Consider the following 18,599-nt stretch of genomic DNA (forward strand, 5'->3'; position numbering starts at 1 on the left):
GGCGACAGGAGGCCGGCGGAGACCGGAGGTGAAGGGTCTTTGGCGGGACTCTCCGCCGAAGCCGGACTCGCTCAGGCTCGCCAGGCTCCGGGGTGGAGGAGAGTCAGCGAATCTATCGCTACGACCAAATCCGTCGAGGTCTGTGATTTTGGCGTCTCTTTTCCATCGAGCGAAATTAAATGAGCTCGGCGGGCCCACTGCGGGCGTTGGTACAATGAAGCTCGCCGTGCCGGTTCTGGGGCTTAGGCCGTTTGCGCGACGCGCTTTGGGACGGGATTCTCGCCATACGGTCTTGGTCGCTGTAACGGACCTGTCTGGTTGCGTAAGATAGAGAGTTGACCCAAGTTGTGTTGGCTCTCTGCAAGCTCGCCGTGACCGCCCGCCGAGCACTCCTCATCTTGTTTCCTTATCTGATGCCGGCTCGACGCGTTCTTACCGCTTTTCTGTATGCGTTCGCCCTCTGGGCCGGATGCGCGGCGGTGACCGGTGCGCTTTTCGCCGACGAACCGACGCTGCCGACCGATAAACCCGATCTGCTGGGCTCGGCGCTGAGCACCGACGCTTATTATTTCCTGGACGAAGCCGGCAACCGTGTGATCATGCCAGGCATGACGCTCGAGGAACTGGAGCGGCTGAAGAATCTTGACGAAGGCTACGCCCAGCCCGATCGCCCGTACAGTTTCCGTTCGCTGGAGGTCACCGGTTCGACCGAAGCGAATCGGGCGGACCTGACCGTCAAGGTAAAACTGCACGTCGATGCCGAGCAGCCGCGGAGCATCGGCATTCCGCTGGGGATGGATAATTTTCATCTGATCGCACCGGCCGACGTGGCGGGCGTCGAGGAGTTCCAGATCGACTTCGATGATCCGCAGAGCGGGCACGTGCTGTGGATCAGCACCGACAAGCCCCGAGACGTCGAGATTACGATGCGGGTGGCCGCTCGGATCCGTTCCGCCGGCCGTTCTTCGATCGAGTTCCGCCTGCCGGCCGCGCCGGCGACGATTCACCTGGATGTGCCCGGCGAGGATCTGACCGCCTCGACCGAAGGCCGCGGCGATGAAGTGGTCCGCGTCGGCGAACAGCAGAATCAGCGCACGGAATTGGTGGTCGAGAGCAGCGGTGGCAACTTTCGCTTGAACTGGGGACCGGCCAACCAGACCAGTGGTGTGGGGCAGGTGCTGGAAGCCAAATCGATGTGGGCCCTGCGTTGGCTCAGCATCGAAGACAAACCAACGGCTTCGGTTGACCTGACGGTCACGAACCTTCGCGGCGACCTGGCTCCCTTCGAATTCGAATTGCCCGCGGACGTGCGTCTGCTGGAACAGTTGGGTTCGGAGATCGTGCCGCTGGGCGAAGCGATGGTGCTGGAGAACGGCCAGCGATTCCGGGTCATCCCGTCGACCGTTTCGCCCAGCGACGAAATCAAACTGCAGTTCGAAATTGAATTCACGACCGGACAGGTCGACGCGGAAAACCCGCTGGTACTGCGCGGGTTGCACGTGATTGGGGCCATCATTCAAAGCGGCGAAGTGGAAGTCCGCAGCGACGAAGATTACCGTCTGCGGTGGCTGCGACGCCCCTGGGTGCGCAATTTGCCCGGTGTGGGCCGGCCGGCTGGAACGCCCAACACCTATCGCTTTAGTTTCGATCGCGTGCCCTTCGAATTGCCCCTGTGGCTGGCCGCCCGGCAGCGTCGACTGCAGGTCGTACCCCAGTTTGACGTGCGCATCCGGCAGACGTTGGCGGAGTTAACGACGGTGGTCCGGATCAGCGGCGCGGCCACCGACGGTCGTTCGATGCCGATCCAGATGCAGGGCTGGACCGTCCAGTCGATCGAGACCGAAGGCAGCGGCGAACCGCTGGAATCCTCGGCCGACGGGACGTTGGAGGAGATCGACCTGTCGTCTCTGACCAGCAGTGCGAACACCACCGAAGAGGCGGCGTTGGTGATCCGCGCGGTCCGCACGATCCCGGCCGACGAGAACCGGATCGAGCTGCCCTTGCCGCACATCGTTTCCGAAGACGGCGGGATGCTGATCCAGCGAGGCGAATTAACGGTCAACACCGAGCCGGGTCTGACGCTGGTCGTCGACTTGGCCGATTCGATGAACATCGACCAACAACCGGGCTACCAAGCCGCCACGGCCAGCGATCCGGCTCTGCGGTTCGATGTCCAAACGCTGGCTCCCGACGCGCGGCTGGTCGGATTCCTGGAAAACGACCGCCCCCGAATCACCCTCCAGTCCAATGCCTCGGTGTCGCTGGAAGAGGGCGGTTTGGTGACCTTGGTTCAGTGGGACCTCCGTCCCCAGCGCGGGTTGGCCGGTCAGATTCCGCTGGAATTGTCGCCGGAGGAAGACTGGGAAGCCTGGACCGTGACGGTCGACGACCGACCGGCCGTGCTGCAGCCCACCGATGACGGTCAAATCCTGTTGTTGTCGGATCAATTGGCCAACGACCAACACCGCGTCCGCTTTCGCCACGTCCGCACCTTGGATCCGCGAGCGACGTTGCCGACGGAGGTCGAACTGCGTTTGCCGCGGCCGGCGATCAGCGACGTTTCCACCCTGGGCGAAGTGCCGATCTCGCTGCGCGGCTCGCCAACGATCGACGTCGATACCGAGATCGCGGGCCGAGCCACGTCGGAGTTGAGTTTGGATTCGTTGCCTTCGCGGCCTCTGTTGATCCGCCTGCGGCCGCGGGCGCTGCAGCAACAGCGACTGGTGATGAACCGCGTGGTGCTGACCACCCAGTGCGGTCGCGGGGGCCGTTACGAACGGCTGCTGGCGACCGTCACCGGTTCCGGTAATCTGCGGCTGGGCCTGCCCGAGGATCTCGACAACCTGGCCGTCGTGCTGAAGGTCGACGACCAGCCCCAGGCACAGATCGGCAACATCGACGGGGCTCTGGATATTCCGCTGTCGGCCGATCGCTCGCAACATACGCTGGACCTGCAGATCTGGTACGCCCACGACATGTCTTCGCTGGGCGATCGTTTGCGGCCCGCGATCCAATTGCCCGTCGGCGTCGGTCAGGTGTACTGGAACGTGATCGTGCCGGCCGACCAACACGTGGTGTGGGCGTCGCCCACACTGGGGCGTTCGATGAGCTGGAAATTCGATCGCTGGCGGATTCGCCGCGTCGCCAGTCAGAGCGAAGCCAAACTGGCCGCTTGGGCCGGGGGAACGATCCGCGAACAGGTCGTCATCGGCAATCGTTATCTGTTCCTCGGCAACGATGCCACGTCCTTCCGGACCGTTTCCTTCGGCCGCGCGGTGATTTGGGCGATCGTCGGCGGGAGCGTGTTGTTGATCAGCACGCTGGTGGTCAGTGTTCCAGGGATGCGTCATCCGTTGGCCGTGGTGATCGCGGCCGTGGGCTTGTGCGGATTGACGTTGCTGGCTCCTGATGCAGCGGTTCTGGTCGGCCAGTTGGCGTTGCTGGCGATGGCTTTGGTAGCCGTGATGATGGGCGTGCGCGCGGCGTTGAGAAGTCGTCCGCACGCGCGGATTCTGGACAGCAGCAAACGCTCGTCGCGCGAAGGTTCGACCCATTCGCTGTCGACCGGCGGCGCGGCGCAGGCCTCGTCGGGTTCCACGAAAACCCGTTCCTTGCAAGTGGCCATCGACAGTGGAGACGACGCGTGAGCCGGGGCGATACCCAAGGCCTGTCGCCGCGATCGCTCGGCCAGCGGGTCTCGATCCGCGTGCTGTTTGCCGTCCTGATGTTGTCGGCCGCGGGAGGACCGTTGGCGTTGTGGAAACCGTCGACCGCTCGGGCCCAGTCGCCGGCGGTCAGCCAGGCGCCGGAGCTGCATTACCGCCGCATTTTTGTCCTCGATAACCAAGCCGCCTCGCTATTGCCCAGCGACTACCGGCCGGTCGTCGCCGAGGAATTGGAACGCCTGCTCGAGCAGCGCCGCGAGCGAGCCGAACAATTAAACGAATCCAAACCGCATCTCCATCGCGTTCTGTACCGCGTGGGTTACGACCCACAGTCCCTGGCCCTGCGTTCCGACCAGACGACGCTGGACATCGAGTACTCCGGCGACCAACCTTCCTATCTGGACCTGGGCACGGTCAACTGGGCCCTGACCGACGGACAACCCCTGCCGGTCGACGGGGATCTGCCGACGCGTTGGTTGACCGACCCCGATGGACACAGCCTGATCGCGCTGACCGGCAGCGCGCAACTGGACGTGGCTTGGTCGCTGGCGGGGACTCGTCTGCCGGACGAATCGGTAAAATTCCTGTTGCAGATTCCGCGCTGCTCGCGCAGCCAGATGTTCTTGCACCTGCCCGAGACCTGCCGGTTGCATGTCGACCGCGGGGTGGCGAGGGAGTTGGCCAGTCCGCCGGCCGAAGTCGGCAGTTTATCCGGCGACACGCCGCGTCGTTGGTACCGCTTGGAACTGGGCGGGTTGGCCGAAGTGGAACTGACGATCACCGAGGAAAGCTCTACCGAGACGCGTCCGCCGTTGGTGGTCCGCCGACAATCGATGCGTTACCAGGTCTCGGCCGAAAGCACACGCTGGACGGCCGACCTCACGATCGAAGCGATGCCGGGTGAACGGCTTCCGCCAGTGCTGCTTAACCGCGGTCGTACCACGGCCGTGCGGCTGGGGGATCAATCCCTGCCGTACACCGAGGTCGTGGACGAACAACAGGTGCGGGTGCAATGGACCGATCCGGTGCCGGGGCCGCGATCCAACGTCGCGGTGCCGATCGAATTGACGATCGAGGGCGTTGCCGAAAACCTGCCGGGGGCCGCCTTTCGTCTGCCGTGGCCCGAGTTCTTGCAGCGTCGCATCCTGGTGACCACCCCGGTGGTGCAGGTCCAAGTTCGCAGCGAGCCGGAAATCCGGATCACCGAACTGCACACGCCACCGACCTGGCATCTGCACCCCACGGTGATGAGCGAAAACGGCTCGCGGACCGTGCTTTTGGACGGCGCCATGGGGGCGAGTTTCCAGCCGCCCGCGATTCAAATCCAACACGGCCAGGACGCCTGCTCGGCCGATGCCGTGCTGCGTTTGTCGGTGGAGGACCGAACGATCCACGCCACCTGGAAAGCGGCGATCGTCGTGGCCCAGAACCGCGACCCCATTCAACTGGAATTCGAACCCGATTGGCGAGTCGAGTCGCTGCAGATCGCCGATTCAGGACGCGTTATCGATGTCGCCGGCAATCAGGACGTGGTCACCATTTGGCCCGAAGCGGCCGACATCAGCGACGACGTGTTGCGTCTGCAGGTGACCGGCCAACGCGTCATGCGTTCGGTCGACGGCAATAATTCGCGCACGATTCACGCCACCTGGTTTGCCCGCATTCGCGATTGCCGTACCCGCAGCGTGGCGGCGGTCGTGCCGCCGCAGAGCTTTCGCTGGGCTGCCGGCACCGTGCTGCGCGGCCCCTTGGTGCAGGCCAACGAGTTGCCACCGAACTTGCAGGAATTGCTCGGCCCCCTGGACGACGGTAGTTTGCTGTTTCGTTTGTCCAACGGCACGACGCCGCGATTGGAACTGGAACGGCCGTTGCCGGAAATCGATGCCGACCTGCGTCTGAGCGTCTCGAGCGACGGCGATGAAATCACCGAGGTGCTGACGTTTTCGTGCAAGTCGCCGTCCGCAGTCAGCACACAATTGCTGATTCGTTGCGGCGACCGACACGGCCGACCGCCCCTGACCTGGTCGTTGGCCGAAGGCACCGGATCGGGCTGGAGCCTGCCGCAGCCGCAACCCGACAGCGAGGATCAACAGGAAGCGTATCTGGTCGCCCTGCCCGCTGAACAACGTGGCACCCTGCAATTGACCGCGCGGCGTCACTACCCGGTCGATCAAGTGCAAACGATTGATCTACCATCGATCAATCAGGTATCGGCAGACGAAAATGCGGCCTCGATCTCTGTCAATCAATCGTTGATCGCCGAAGTGGACGCCAGCCTGCACGTCAAACGTTCCGACGGCCCGGTTCAACGGGTTCCCAGCCGCGAGGACGCGCCGCAAACCCAACGCCTGCGTTACCAACCCAATGATCCGGCTCGCGTGCTGGTGACCCCGGCGACCGCGGAACTGGTGCCGGCCATCCTGTGGGAAGAAAATGTCGATGTCATCGCTTCGGTTCGCTGGGGCGATGCGGTCATCGCTCGCTATCACACCGACGGGATGCAGCCTCTGCGGATCCGTTACGGGGCTCGCCTGCGGTTGTTGGAGGTCGTCGTCAACGATGAACCGCAGAACATCGAAGCCCTGGAATCGTCGGCCGGATCGTTGACGATTCCAGCGTCCGGCCTGCCCAGTCACGTCGAACTGCGGTTCGATTCGGCCGCGACCTCCAGTGGCCTGGTTCGTCGATACGAGCCGCCCGAGCTGGAGGCTTCCGGAGTCGTGCTGAAGAAGAACTGGCGGATGTGGCCCGCGGTCGATACTTTCGCTCCCAACATTCGCCCCTGGCGGATGCCGGCGCTGGCCGCCCAGGCGACCACGCCCCTGGGGTCTTTCCTGCAGCCTCAAGCCGGCCAGTCGGTCGACGGCACGCAGCAGAAATGGCTGTTATCCTCGGAATTGGCCTGGGCCGCCGCGGCGGTGATTGCGTTGTTTGTGCTGGCGGTCTGCTGGGCGCTGTCGCGTTGCTCCGTGACCACGACGTTTCTCGTCGTCGCGTTGAGTCTGACGGTGGCCGTGGGCTGGCCCGATTGGTTCCTGGTCATCATCGGCTTTGTGACCACGCCGGCCCTGGTCGCCGCGCTGTTGGCCGTTTCGCTCCGCGACCCGAGTGATCGGTTCTTGGAGCCCAGTGGGTCCAGTGGCGAGTTGGATTTCTCCTATCCGCGGACGTCCGCTTCGCTGCTGTTGGCCTGGATGTTGTGCAGTGCCGGCGGCGTGATCGGACACGGTCAGGAGGCCGAGGAGCCATCGCCGGGGGCACCGCCGCCGGGCCAAACGACATCGGCCGCACCGGTCTATTCGATCTTGATTCCCGTCGATGAGCAAGGGGAAGTCGCGGGCACGCACGTTTACATTCCCGATCAACTGTACAGCCGCTTGTTCCGCCGCGCCTCCGCCCCGGCCGCCATGCCCGCGGTTCGGTACCATCGGGCCGACTACCGGGTGCGTGCCAGCAGCCTCAGCTCGCGCGGTTCGGCGGCCAAGCTGGAGGTCCGTCTGGAACTGGAAACCGATTCGGTGGGCCGGCCGATCCGCCTGCCCTTCGCCCCCGAGATGGTTCGCGAGATCGATATCCTCAGCGACGGACTGGCCCGCTCGATCCGCTGGTCGGCCCAGGAGAACGCCGTCGCGCTACAGCTACCGAAACCAGGCCGCACCATGCTGCGGATGGTTCTCGACGCACCGATCGCGGTCGACGACTACGGGGTCTACGAGATCGAGCTGTCGATTCCGTCGATCCACAGCAGTGGGCTGGCGTTCGATGCCGACGCGATGGTCGACTTCCTGGCCGCCCCGGCGGCTCTGGGCGCTTCGAGCGTGGACCCGATGATGGGTGATCTGTCGGCGGAACTGGGGCCGACCGACGTGCTGTCGCTGCGGTGGCGTCCCAGCGGCAACGATTCCGATACGGTCTCGCCACCGCTGGTCCGGCGGTTCCTGGTTCAGGCCAGCGCCGACCGCGTGGTCTGCGAATGTTTGATGGATGTCAAAGCGATTCTGGGAGATACCAGCGACGAGATCCTGCTGGAGTTCGGTTCCCGCAAGGTGCCTACTTTGCTGTCGAGTTCGTGGACCGTGGTGCCCTCGACAGAAGAGGACGGCGATCAGGCGGGGCGGCTGCGGCTGCGCTCCAGCAATCCCGAGCGACCGCCGATCCGTCTGGCCTGGGAAGAGCAGACCGCGGATCTGCCGGTCTACGACGAAGACGCCTCCCTGCGGCAGTACGCTCTCCCGCCGGTCGAAGTGGTGGGTTCCACGCCGCTGGGCCCGACCTTCATCGCCATCAACCACGCCCCCAACCAGACGCTGCGGATCGCCGACACGGGGTTGGTGGTGCCGATGCCGATCGAACGCTTTTTGGCCGGCTGGAATTCCAGTGTCGACGTCATCGAACAAGCGGTTGTCGCGGAGGACCGCTTGCCGAACCTGCTGCTGTCGACCGCTGCGCCGGCCTCCTGGCAGTGCGAACAATCCCAACAGTTATTAATCCGAGCCGATGATGCGAACAATCCCCTGCAACTGCACCTGGAATACCAGGCGGTCATCCGTCCGGGCGATGGCGCCCCGCCTCCGATGCAATTAGTGGTCCCCCGAGCGATGCGAATTCAGTCGGTCCGCGTTGCCGGTGTCGAGGTGGACACGGTGGTCCGTCATGACCGCCAGCAAACCCTGGTCTCCCTGCCCGAATGGACGTTGCCCGAGCGGCACCTGGTACGGCTGACGGCGGCGATGGATGTTCCGGCCAACGGCCGTTTCGCGCCCCCCTTCGTCCAGCTCGAAGGCGCCGCCTCGCTGGGCGGTAACTACAGCATGGCTCGCAGCACCGATGTCGCGGTCGCCCAGTTGAAGGAACCGGCCCTGACGGCCGTACCGCAAAGCGTCCCCGACAGCGAACGGCTGACCCGCAGCATCATTCCCCTGTGGGCCTGGCAGGTTCCCGCCGGCGACCTTGCCGCCGTCCGCAACGGCCGCTTGAACGGACGCTTCGAAGTGACCTCCAACCCCACCGAAACCGCCACGGTCCAGATGACCGAATTGGCCTTCGAGGGCGGACGCTGGACCATGGAAACGGTCATCAAGCTGCGTCCCTTGCGCGGCCGCGTCGATTTTTTGACCGTCGAAATCCCGTCGCGATGGAGCGAAGACGTATCGGTCAGCAGCGCCGACTCCTGGTCCAGCCAACCGGCTGCCGATCCCGCCAAACGACTGCTGCGAATCCTTCCTTCCGATTCGGCCAAGGCGCGGCACGAGATCCGGGTGCGCGGCCGCTTGGTCGGCGGAGACCTGAGTCAGGTTTCGGTGCCCCACGTCCGCGTCCTGGGCGAGGGACCGCGGCGAGTCGTCGTCAGCGTGCCCGAACAAATCGACCAGACGCCGATCGACTGGGAAATCACCGGTCCGCGGCGCAGCCCCGAGGAGGCCGCAGAAACGGCTTTCCTCGAACCGCGTCCCGGCTACCGGCGTGTGGAAGTAGCCGGCGGTTGGTCGGCCACCATGGTGGCGACCGCCCAAACGCCCCCGCCGCCCGAAGCCAGCGTCCTGGATGTCCAGTTCTTCGTGCAACAGGACCGCCCCGCCCTGGTGATCTGCCGCTGGGACCTCTATCCGGCCGACTTGGACGAAGTTTCGATCCGCCTGCCCAGCGGGTTTCAGATCGTGGGACAGTGGTCCGGCGGCGCGGCCGTACCGGTCGCGGTGGAGGATACGCCGCAAGGTACCGTGGCGACGCTGCCGCTGAGTCTGAGCCAGTTGGCCCAGTCGATTGTCCTGCTGGGACACGTGCAGATGCAGGACGGCCGGCGAGTCGCCCTGCCGGAGCTGTTGGACATCCCCGTTGGCGACACCTGGATCACGCGTTTCAACTCGCGGGCCGGCAGCACGGAAACTCGGCTCCGTTCGCCCTGGCGGCCCGCGACCTTGAACCAGCGTTACGAAGCACTTTCGAAATCGGTGCTGGTCTCACTGGAACGATCGCGTGATGCCTTGGCCAACCGTCCGGCCGAGGAAGTCACCGCTTGGATCACACCCTGGGTAGCGCGTTTTCAAAAGCTGAACCCCAGCACCGTTGTTGATTCCCCGGCCGACCCCGCGGCCACCGCGTCCGCCGAGCCGGACGCCACCGAACAAGCGCCCGACCAACGGCAAGTCCCCGAGCCGCAAGCGCAGGACCCTCTTGAACAGCGGCTGGCCGACTACCTCGATTCGGTGCTGGGAAACAGCGAATGGAACACGCCGCCGGGCGACGCTTCGCCGCTGATTCCCGCCGGCTGGACCGTCGCGGCCGTCTATCGACATGCCGGCGATGCGGCCACGCTACGCGCCACCTTTCTCGGCACCGATCCCCTCCGCTTGCAAGCCTGGCAACAACCGGTCGCGCTTGCGACCCTGGCGCTGTTGGTCCTGCTGGCCGTCGCTCGGTTCTGGAAACGTCTGCAGCGTTGGACCGATGCGCCGGCTTTCTGGCTGTTTTTGATCGGCCTGGTCGGGTTCGTCCTGGCGCCGCTGCCGGTGGCCATCGCCCTGTGCTTTGTGGCCATCACCGCCCGCACGCTCCGCCGCCCAACGCCCCAGCACCCGTAACGCTCTAAGCACGTCGGCATAAATCTTTCGGTGAAACCCCGCGACAACACCCTCCCGCGCAGCGGGAGGGTCGGGCTCTTAGGCCCGGGGAGGGCCCTATGAAAACCCTCTCCGGGCCTAAGAGCCCGACTCTCCCAGAGGGAGGGTAAAGCCGAATGAAATGTTGCGACGTGCTTAGCACCCGTAACGCTCTAGCACCCGTAACGTCGCCGCGTGGGTTCAGGCTTCGGGCAATTGATGGCCCATTTTTTCCCGCTTGGTCTGCAGGTATTTGACGTTGTGCACGTTGGCCGGGGGAATGATCGGCACTTGATCGACCACGTGCACGTCAAACCCACGCAGATTGAACGCTTCGGTTTTCTTGGGGTTGTTGGTCAACAGCCGCACTTCGGAGAGTCCCAAATCCTTCAGGATCTGCAGGCCGACGCCATAGTCGCGGATGTCGGCCTTAAAACCCAAGGCGTGGTTGGCTTCGACCGTATCGAGCCCCTGATCCTGCAGCGCATAGGCGCGGATCTTTTGCGCCAGACCGATGCCGCGTCCTTCCTGCGGCAAATAGATCAGTGCTCCGCGTCCTTCGTCGCTGATCATCTTCAGGGCCATCTCCAGCTGGTCGCCGCAATCGCAGCGCAGCGATTCGACCAAGTCGCCGGTGAAACAGCTGCTGTGCATCCGCACCAGGGGCGCGGGCCCGGGCTGGGCCAAGTCGCCGGTGACCAGGGCGATGGGTTCTTGGGATTCGTAATCGACGCCGTAGACGACGATCCGGAAATCTCCGAAGCGGGTCGGCAGTTCGGCTTCGGCCGTCCGCTGGACCAGCTTTTCATTGACTCGCCGATGGGCGATCAGCTGTTCGATACTGATGATTTTCAAATCGTGACGTTTGGCGATCGCGTGCAGCGTGGATCGCGTGGCCCGGTCACCGTGTTCGTCCAGGATCTCGCACAGACACGCCGCCGGGGTCAGCCCGGCCATCCGCGCGAGGTCCACCGCCGCTTCGGTATGTCCGGCGCGACGCAGCACGCCGCCCTGCTTGGCCAACAACGGAAACACATGTCCGGGACGCACGAAATCCGTTGTCTTGGCGGCCGGATCGGTCATCTTGCGGATCGTTTCGCTGCGTTCGGCAGCCGTAATTCCGGTCCGAGCCGTGGCGATATCGATCGGCGTCATGAACGCGGTGTGCAGGGGCGCGTCGTTCTGCGACGCGACCGGCGTCAATTCCAAGCGACGGCAGACATCCGGCAGAACCGAAACGCACAACTGCCCGCGTCCGGTCAACATGAAGTTGATCTTTTCAGCCGTGGCCAATTCCGCGGCGCAGATGAAATCGCCCTCGTTCTCGCGGTCTTCGGCATCCACCACGATCACCACTTCGCCATTGCGGATCGCATCGACCGCCTCCGGCACGCTGTGGTAGGACAAATGGTCGGACTCGGGGGCTTCGTTGGTCATCGACGACTTCAAACAGGCTTAAAAAATTGAAAAACGCAAGGCGTGGCGGCTGGGCAAGCAAGTCATTCTATCGCCGGCGGGTCGGGTCCTACAAACCCTCCAGCGGCGAAAACTCTGCGTAGACAGGGAAATGCGGACTCAATTCCTCGCATTCGGCCAAGGTCAGGTTCTGCATTCGCAGGTAATTGAGCACCCCACCGCTGCCCAGGTACTCCGTGGTCGCCACGCCGTCGACCAGGATGTTCGACACTTGGTGGCGCCCGAAGATGTCGGTAGGCGTGGCCTGCACCGCGGCCACCGTACGGGCCTCGTTCAGAGAGGGTACCAAATACGCATCATCGGCCTGGAATAACCCCACCATCAGCGTGTCGTCTTCGTGGCGGCCGTCCTCGGTCACCGCCTGCATCACGCCTCGCAGGGCCGCGACCTCCTGCCGGGCCGCGTCCATCTCCACGCGGACATTGACCACCGAAAACGTCCAAGCCCGCTCCGGACTCGGGCCGATCGCGCGAAACCAAGCCACGATCGGATCGTGCCGCAGGACGTTCTGGGGATCCGCCACGGTGTAGAACTGGCTGCGGTCGGTGACCACCCGCTCGGTGTCAAACAGAATCGCCAACTGCTCCTGATCGCTGCCGAGACGGCTGGGAATCCGCCGCGGCGGAGCCAGCAGGAAATCGTACTTGCGTCCCGTCCGATTGACGTGTTCGACGATTCGCGGCACGAGGTCTCGCTGGGTGCCGTGAACCTGCTGGATCGCGATCACGTCGAACGTGCGAACCACCCTGGCCAACCATCCCATCACATGGGACTTGGCCAATTTGTCTTTGCCAAACCCGCCCAGGGCCCAGGAGGCGACGCGGATGCGGCGGTCCGGATGCACCAGAGCCGGATCTTCCGGCGCCGGCGCTGCGGTGCGGTCGGCATCCTGCTCGGGGGCCGAAGCGCCGAACCGAAAAAACGAAACCGCCTGGGCGTCGGTTCTGCCGGCGGCCGGCCCGTCCGCTGCGACGCCTGACGACTCCGCAGCAAGATGCTCGCCGGCCGCTGCGCTCCCGGTCCAGCCGTCGGTGGTAGACCAGTTCCCAAGCACCGCCCCGTTGTCGGTCGTCAGAAAACCGCGAAGGTCATCATCCGCGTCGCGCTCAGACGGACCGGATGCCTGACGCGGGCGCAGCTCGACCGCGTCCAGTCCTCCGATTTCATAGTTCCGGAAGAAGTACCAACCTCCGGCGACCAGAACGATTAACAGCAGTGCTGTGCGCATCGCTTCCGACTCCGACTCAAAAAAAAGACGCTCCGAACATCCCCAACTCCGCGGCGGATCTCGGCGTATTGGGTCATCATCGTCCGCAGCCCGGCCGGGGGCACAGCCAATCGCCCGCGGTACCTTTCGGACGACGTACGCGGATCGGTGAGCGTGTACCGATTGCAGGGGCACCAGCCGGCCGAGGTGTTGCGACCGGGGTGTTGCGGCCAGGGTGTTGCGGCCGGGGTGTTGCGACCGGGATCAGGGCGTCTCGATCCACCACGTATCATCGCGGAAGGTCGCTCGCAGCCCGACCTGTCGGGCGACCTGCTGGATCAATTCATCCAGCGGTAACTCGTCGGCTTGCAGGTTGATCAGCCGGGTCACGGCCTCTTGCGCTTCGGGCTGGACCGAAAGGGTCCAGCCTCCGGCACCGGTCAACGACGCCAGCGCCTTGTCCGCCGGAGCGTTCTGCCAGTTGATCGTAAAGCGTTTTTGCGAGGGCGTCGGTGGCGGCCCCGCGACCGGCCGCCGACGTTGCTTTGACCGATAGATCGACCGCTGGATTTCGCGATGCACCAGTGCCCCGCCGCGAACATCCGCCTTGGTTTGCCGGACCTGAATCGTCGCCTCGGGGTCCACTCGTCGCAGTTGATCGCGGAGCTTTTCGACGGCCGCTGCCGGGTACGCTTGTTCCACGGCAACGTGCTCGGGCATCGGCTCCGCACCGATCGCTGCGTCGACGCGGCGCAGCCACTGGTCGAACTCCGCGCCGATCAACGTCAGCACGGTGGCCGGGCGGATCGCATCGTTTTCGAACGCGGGCCACAGGTCGTGCGGCAAGTCGACCCCGTCGGCGGACGCATTCATTTTCTCGGCGACCGTCTGCAGGGCTTCCGCCGGCGTCGTTAGGAAGGGCCACGCGATCGATTGCGGCGGGGCACCCGCGGCCATGCTGACTGCGGCACCGGCTCGGCCTTCGATCTCCCCCGGCGCAGCACCAACCGCCGCGGCCATGATCAACGCTCCCGTGCGATCGACCCACTCGCGGCGTCCGACCAGGACCAGATTATCGATCGGCAAACTGCTCAGGCCCACGCTTTCGGCGACGCTGGCAAAGGCGCCTTCGACCGTTGGCCCCGCCGCGGCCACGGCCACTTTCTGTTCGGGGTCGACTCGGCGATCCAGCCAGTGGTCGACGTTCGTCGCCTGGCTGAGCGTCTGCAGGGTGGCCCGCAGCGACTGGCCACTAAAGCGACTTTGATGCGCCGCGGCCAGGCGCCGCTCCAAACTGGTCGAAACGCTCTGCGCCCCCGCGGGATCGACCTGGACAAACACCATCGCCAACAGGCCCAGCCGAATGATTGCGACAGCTCGAAGACGCAGCGTCGCAACCAACGGATTGCGACCGCCGCGAAGCCATTCGCGTCGAACACGGGGGCGTGAAACCAATTCAATCACCAAGGAGCCAAGGATGCAAAACGTAAACGAGCGGCCGACCGCCGCAAGCTCAGCATTCCAGAAAGTCTACCTGCTTGCAGTACATCAAGCGACAACGTCTCGCCGGGCCCGGTGTCCGGCGAAGACGAACGACCGAACCGACTTTACCATTTGGAGCGTTCTTGCATTCGTGCGCCCCGGTACACGACGGCCCCCTTCGGGGCGTGCCGCAGTGTGTTGCTTGTTGAGTCGGCGAGCAATCGAACGGGTCAGGCAATCAAACCGGTCAAGGCAATCAAACCGTTTAAGGCCTCTTTGATGATCACTTCGCGTCTTGCACCGGAGCGAAGCGTCGATGATTGGCGGCGCGATTACAGAAAAGGTTGCGCCGGGGATCGCGGTAGGGACGGCTGTCGCCAACCGCACCCCGCACCGATCCGTACGCGAAGGACTACCTCATACAGATACGCTCCCCTGTCGCCCCTCCGGGGCTTTTGTTGGTTTGGGGGACGCGAACCGGCGGTTGACACCGCCGGCAAGGGCTGTGCCGCCCTGCGGGCTGGTCCTGTGGTTGGGAGGAATGATTGCGGCATGGTTCGTTCGGGGACCGCTACATGTGTTTCGTCACCAAAGAACCGGGGCTATCGCCCAAACGGCTCACATAGGCAATGCGTTTTCGCATTAGATCAACAGCCCGTGACACCGCCGGCAAGGGCTGTGCCGCCCTGCGGGCTGGTCCTCTGGTTGGGAGGAATGATTGGGTCCATCCGGGATTCTCGTGGGTTCAGCCCAACTGCGGGATTATCTTAGGCACCCGCGGTGGTGTCCGAAGGGTGTGGTCTCACGGATTAAAAATGCTGGCGGCAGACAATGCTTGCCGCCAGCCAGAGACGCCACTGGGCGCGCCCCGACCGCGATATCCCTGGCCGTGCCCGCGTCCCCGCAGAGCTTGCTTCCGTTTCTCGCGGCAACTTCGACGTAATGGATGAAGACACCGCATTATCGCTTGATCGGGGAATCGTTCCACTTGGTTGCTGCCGGCCAAAATCCGAATTAGACTCAGCATCCATACGACGCACGGGAGTGGATGCTTGACGGGGGTACCTGTTCACCTGGGAGTGTTCACGGCGTGGTTAACGGTCGCTCCTGGCGACCTGTCGAAGCGGGCCTTTGCAAGTCTGGCAAAACGGAACTTGCGACTTGTCGCTGCCGGTTGGCTGCGTAGGATGCCTTTGACGGATCGCACAGGACGTGATCGATCGCAGGATCTGCAGGCGAAGCATCACAGTCTCCCAAGAACCTCCAAGGCGTACATCCCGTGAGTAACCCGATTGTTCGCACCTCTCGATTGGTGACCACCTACCGACGTTATCTGGCCAGTGCCGACACGTTGCGTTTTGCCCAGCAGGTTTCGGAAACCTACTTTCCCAGCACGCTGGCCAAATTGTTGCAGATGGGCAGTATCGAGGAACGTCGGGCGGCTTCTTTGGCCTTGGGGATCGTAGGCGATGGAACGGTTGTAGAGACACTGGGGCGCGCGTTGTCCGACGAGGATCGCGGCGTTCGCTTGGCGGCCGACGATGCGTTTCGTGCGACGCTGGTACGCGGTGCCGCACCGGCGCATCGGCAGCAATTGCTGCAGGTGATGCACTTGAACGATGGCGGCGAATTTGCCGCCGGGCTCCCGCCGGCGATGATCCTGGCCAACCAGGCGCCTCACTATGCCGAAGCGATGCATCAGATGGGCATTTGCTGGGAAGGTTTGAACAATCCGGACGAGGCCGAGGCCGCCTATCGCGGTTGTCTTTGGTTGTGTCGTTTCCATTATCCGGCTTGGATCGGCGTGGCCCGGTGTCGGCTGGAGCGGAACGAGCTGGGCTCGGCGTTGCGTGCGCTGGACCGTGCGACGGCGATCTGCCCGGATCTGGAAGTCCCGCGAGCGCAGGCCCGCGCGATCCGGCGGCGGCTGGGCATTTCCGAACGACAGGGCTAGCCGACTTCTCATGCGTGCCGATCAGATCCTCGTTGCAACCGTCTCGGCCGGCCTGGGCGTGCTGGCCTGCCTGGCCGCCACGCAGCGTTGGCAGGGTCCGTATCGGCTGCGTTCGATCGCGGCGGTACAGCGGCGATACGGTTTACCCGCCGCCCGCGTGCTGTTGCTGGCGATCGGCCTGATCCTGTTGGTCTTGGCTTTCGTGATCGCCTTGGATCTGCGGCCGGCATACCGTAGCCAATGAGCCGTGGATTGGGTTAAGTTGTGGGCACAACCGGAAACCTTTCCCTTCGTGTCCCCTTAACCCACCTTGATCCGAACATGACCGCTTGCCCGCCCGTCCTGCTGACCGGCTTTGCCGACGAAGCCGCCAACGACAAACTCGCCCTGCAACAGTTCTGTGCGTTTGCCGCCCTGGGACTGCGTTACTACTCGCTGCGTTTCATCGATGCCGGCAACGGCGTCAAGAACGTGATGCAGTTGGACGACGAGGAAATCGACACGATCCTGAAACTGCAAACCGAATACGGTTTGAAGGTCAGCTCGATCGGTTCGCCGATCGGCAAGGTCAAATTGCTGGACGTGGACGACGGGACCAGCAACAAGTACGTTCCCTTCGATCAGTATCTTCGCGAAGATGTCCACCGTGCTTGCCAACTGGCCAACCGGTTCGACACGAAATTGATCCGCGGATTCGCCTTCTATCATCCCAAGGGCACGTCGCCGGAGGACCACCTGGAACAGGTCAGCGACCAACTGGGACAGATCGCCGAAGTCTGCGAGTCGCACGGACTGACGTTTGGTCTAGAGGTCGAAGCGAACCTGGTCGGCCAAACCGGCCAACTGTTGGCCGAGATTCATTCGCGCGTCAATCACCCGGCCATGCTGACGATCTTCGATGCCGCCAACATCGTCACGCAAGGGTTCACCGCCGACGAAACCTACGAGCAGTATTTGGCGATGAAGCCCAGCATGGGCTGGTTCCACATCAAGGACTACGCCGATCCGTCGCCCTCGGGTCGCATCACCCATGTCGACGAAGCGTCGCTGAAGAACTTCGTTCCTGCTGATGTCGGTGATTCGGGACACGAAGCCATCCTCCGCGACCTGGCCGGCTTCCTGCCCGAGCTACACAAGCGGATGACCGACCGCGGCGTCGAGGGCGTCTTTTTGGATCTGGAGCCGCACGTCAAAGGCGGCGGCCAGTTCGGCGGCTTCAGCGGCCCCGACGGGTTTGGTGTCGCCCTCCGCGGGCTCTGCCGTGTGTTAGACTACGTCCAAATCCCGTACGACCTTCGCGGCTTCCAAGACATCGAGAAACTATGAGCGAGTCGAACCCTTATCAACCCGTTGCCGACTCCGGCACGGGCCAGGTGCCCGGTGATCCCACCATTCGCAAAGTGTCGGTTCGCCCCATCGAATTAATGCAGCGCGCCTACGCGCTGCTGGGCGACCAGTACCTGTTGATGGTAGGGGTTCTGCTCGTCGCAATGTTCGTCGGCTCGTTGGTTCCCTTTGGCTTGATCATGGGGCCGCTGCTGGTCGGCGTGTACTTGTGTTTTTTGCAGCGTGAACAGTTCGGACGGACGGAATTCGGAACCCTGTTCAAAGGTTTTGATTTCTTTCTGGATTCTTTTCTGGTGGTGTTGGCCGCCGGCCTGCTGGGCCTGGTGGTCGTGCTGCCCGTCCAGCTGGTCATGTTCGGCGTTATGGTGGCCATGATGAGCGGGGCGGAGAACAACCCCGAGGCTGCGGTGGGTGGAATGTTCGTGTCCATGGCAGTGTTCATGCTGATCCTGTTTGTCTTGATGCTGTTCATCTACCTGCCGTTTCTGTTTGCCTTTCAATTGATTGCCGATCGGCACTACAAAGCGATCGATGCGATCAAGCACAGCTGGCGGGCCTCCATCGCCAACCTGGGTGGGATCATCTGGCTGCAGCTGGTCCTGGGCGTGATCAGCTATCTCGCGCTGCTGGCTTGCTACATCCCGTTCTTCTTTGTGCTTCCGTTGGTGACCGGCGCTCTGTTCGTCCTGTACCGCGACATCTTTGGACCGGGTTTGTATCCACCACCGCCACTACCGTCCCCAGGTGGCATGGCGTCACCGATGCCCGGACACCACCAGCCCGGTCCTCCGCCAGCGAACAACCCGCCGCCAGCGAACAACCCGCCGCCTCCGGCCGCTCCCTAATCGAGTTCGTCTCCGCAGAGCCGC

General features: G+C 63.7%; 9 protein-coding genes. 6 read left to right on the plus strand and 3 right to left on the minus strand.

Features of this window, described 5'->3' with window-relative positions; translation table 11 throughout:
- Window positions 1–413 precede the first annotated feature (413 nt).
- Window positions 414–3,647 (plus strand): hypothetical protein, encoded by a 3,234-nt coding sequence (locus GE027_RS00665; RefSeq protein ID WP_162006514.1) that lies wholly within the window; start codon window positions 414–416, stop codon window positions 3,645–3,647.
- Window positions 3,644–10,246, plus strand: a complete 6,603-nt coding sequence (locus GE027_RS00670) for a hypothetical protein (RefSeq protein WP_153555236.1) — start codon at window positions 3,644–3,646, stop codon at window positions 10,244–10,246. Before GE027_RS00665 ends, GE027_RS00670 begins: the two co-directional genes overlap by 4 nt.
- A gap of 219 nt (window positions 10,247–10,465) precedes the next feature.
- On the opposite strand, the gene ribA is transcribed toward GE027_RS00670, so the two are convergent.
- The 3 genes from ribA to GE027_RS00685 form a co-directional block, all read right to left on the minus strand.
- Window positions 10,466–11,701: a GTP cyclohydrolase II gene (ribA, locus tag GE027_RS00675; RefSeq protein WP_153555237.1), complete on the minus strand. Its 1,236-nt coding sequence runs from the start codon at window positions 11,699–11,701 to the stop codon at window positions 10,466–10,468.
- Between the two features lie 88 nt (window positions 11,702–11,789).
- Window positions 11,790–12,968: an exonuclease/endonuclease/phosphatase family protein gene (locus GE027_RS00680; protein WP_153555238.1), complete on the minus strand. Its 1,179-nt coding sequence runs from the start codon at window positions 12,966–12,968 to the stop codon at window positions 11,790–11,792.
- A gap of 243 nt (window positions 12,969–13,211) precedes the next feature.
- Window positions 13,212–14,411, minus strand: a complete 1,200-nt coding sequence (locus tag GE027_RS00685; RefSeq protein WP_153555239.1) for a hypothetical protein — start codon at window positions 14,409–14,411, stop codon at window positions 13,212–13,214.
- Window positions 14,412–15,708: 1,297 nt separating this feature from the next.
- Here GE027_RS00685 and GE027_RS00690 point away from each other — a divergent pair.
- The 4 genes from GE027_RS00690 (at window position 15,709) to GE027_RS22985 (ending at window position 18,575) form a co-directional block, all read left to right on the plus strand.
- Window positions 15,709–16,383, plus strand: a complete 675-nt coding sequence (locus GE027_RS00690; protein ID WP_153555240.1) for a HEAT repeat domain-containing protein — start codon at window positions 15,709–15,711, stop codon at window positions 16,381–16,383.
- A gap of 10 nt (window positions 16,384–16,393) precedes the next feature.
- The gene (locus GE027_RS00695) at window positions 16,394–16,627 is read left to right on the plus strand and encodes a hypothetical protein (RefSeq protein ID WP_153555241.1); all 234 of its coding nucleotides are present in this window, start codon (window positions 16,394–16,396) and stop codon (window positions 16,625–16,627) included.
- A gap of 77 nt (window positions 16,628–16,704) precedes the next feature.
- Window positions 16,705–17,709 (plus strand): sugar phosphate isomerase/epimerase family protein, encoded by a 1,005-nt coding sequence (locus GE027_RS00700; RefSeq protein ID WP_153555242.1) that lies wholly within the window; start codon window positions 16,705–16,707, stop codon window positions 17,707–17,709.
- Window positions 17,706–18,575 carry a DUF2189 domain-containing protein gene (locus GE027_RS22985; RefSeq protein WP_153555243.1) on the plus strand — a complete coding sequence of 290 codons (870 nt, stop codon included), beginning with the start codon at window positions 17,706–17,708 and terminating at the stop codon, window positions 18,573–18,575. The genes GE027_RS00700 and GE027_RS22985 overlap by 4 nt, the downstream gene beginning before the upstream one ends.
- The last annotated feature ends 24 nt before the right edge of the window (window positions 18,576–18,599 follow it).

Source organism: Roseimaritima sediminicola (genome assembly GCF_009618275.1).
Classification (GTDB): Bacteria; Planctomycetota; Planctomycetia; order Pirellulales; family Pirellulaceae; genus Roseimaritima; species Roseimaritima sediminicola.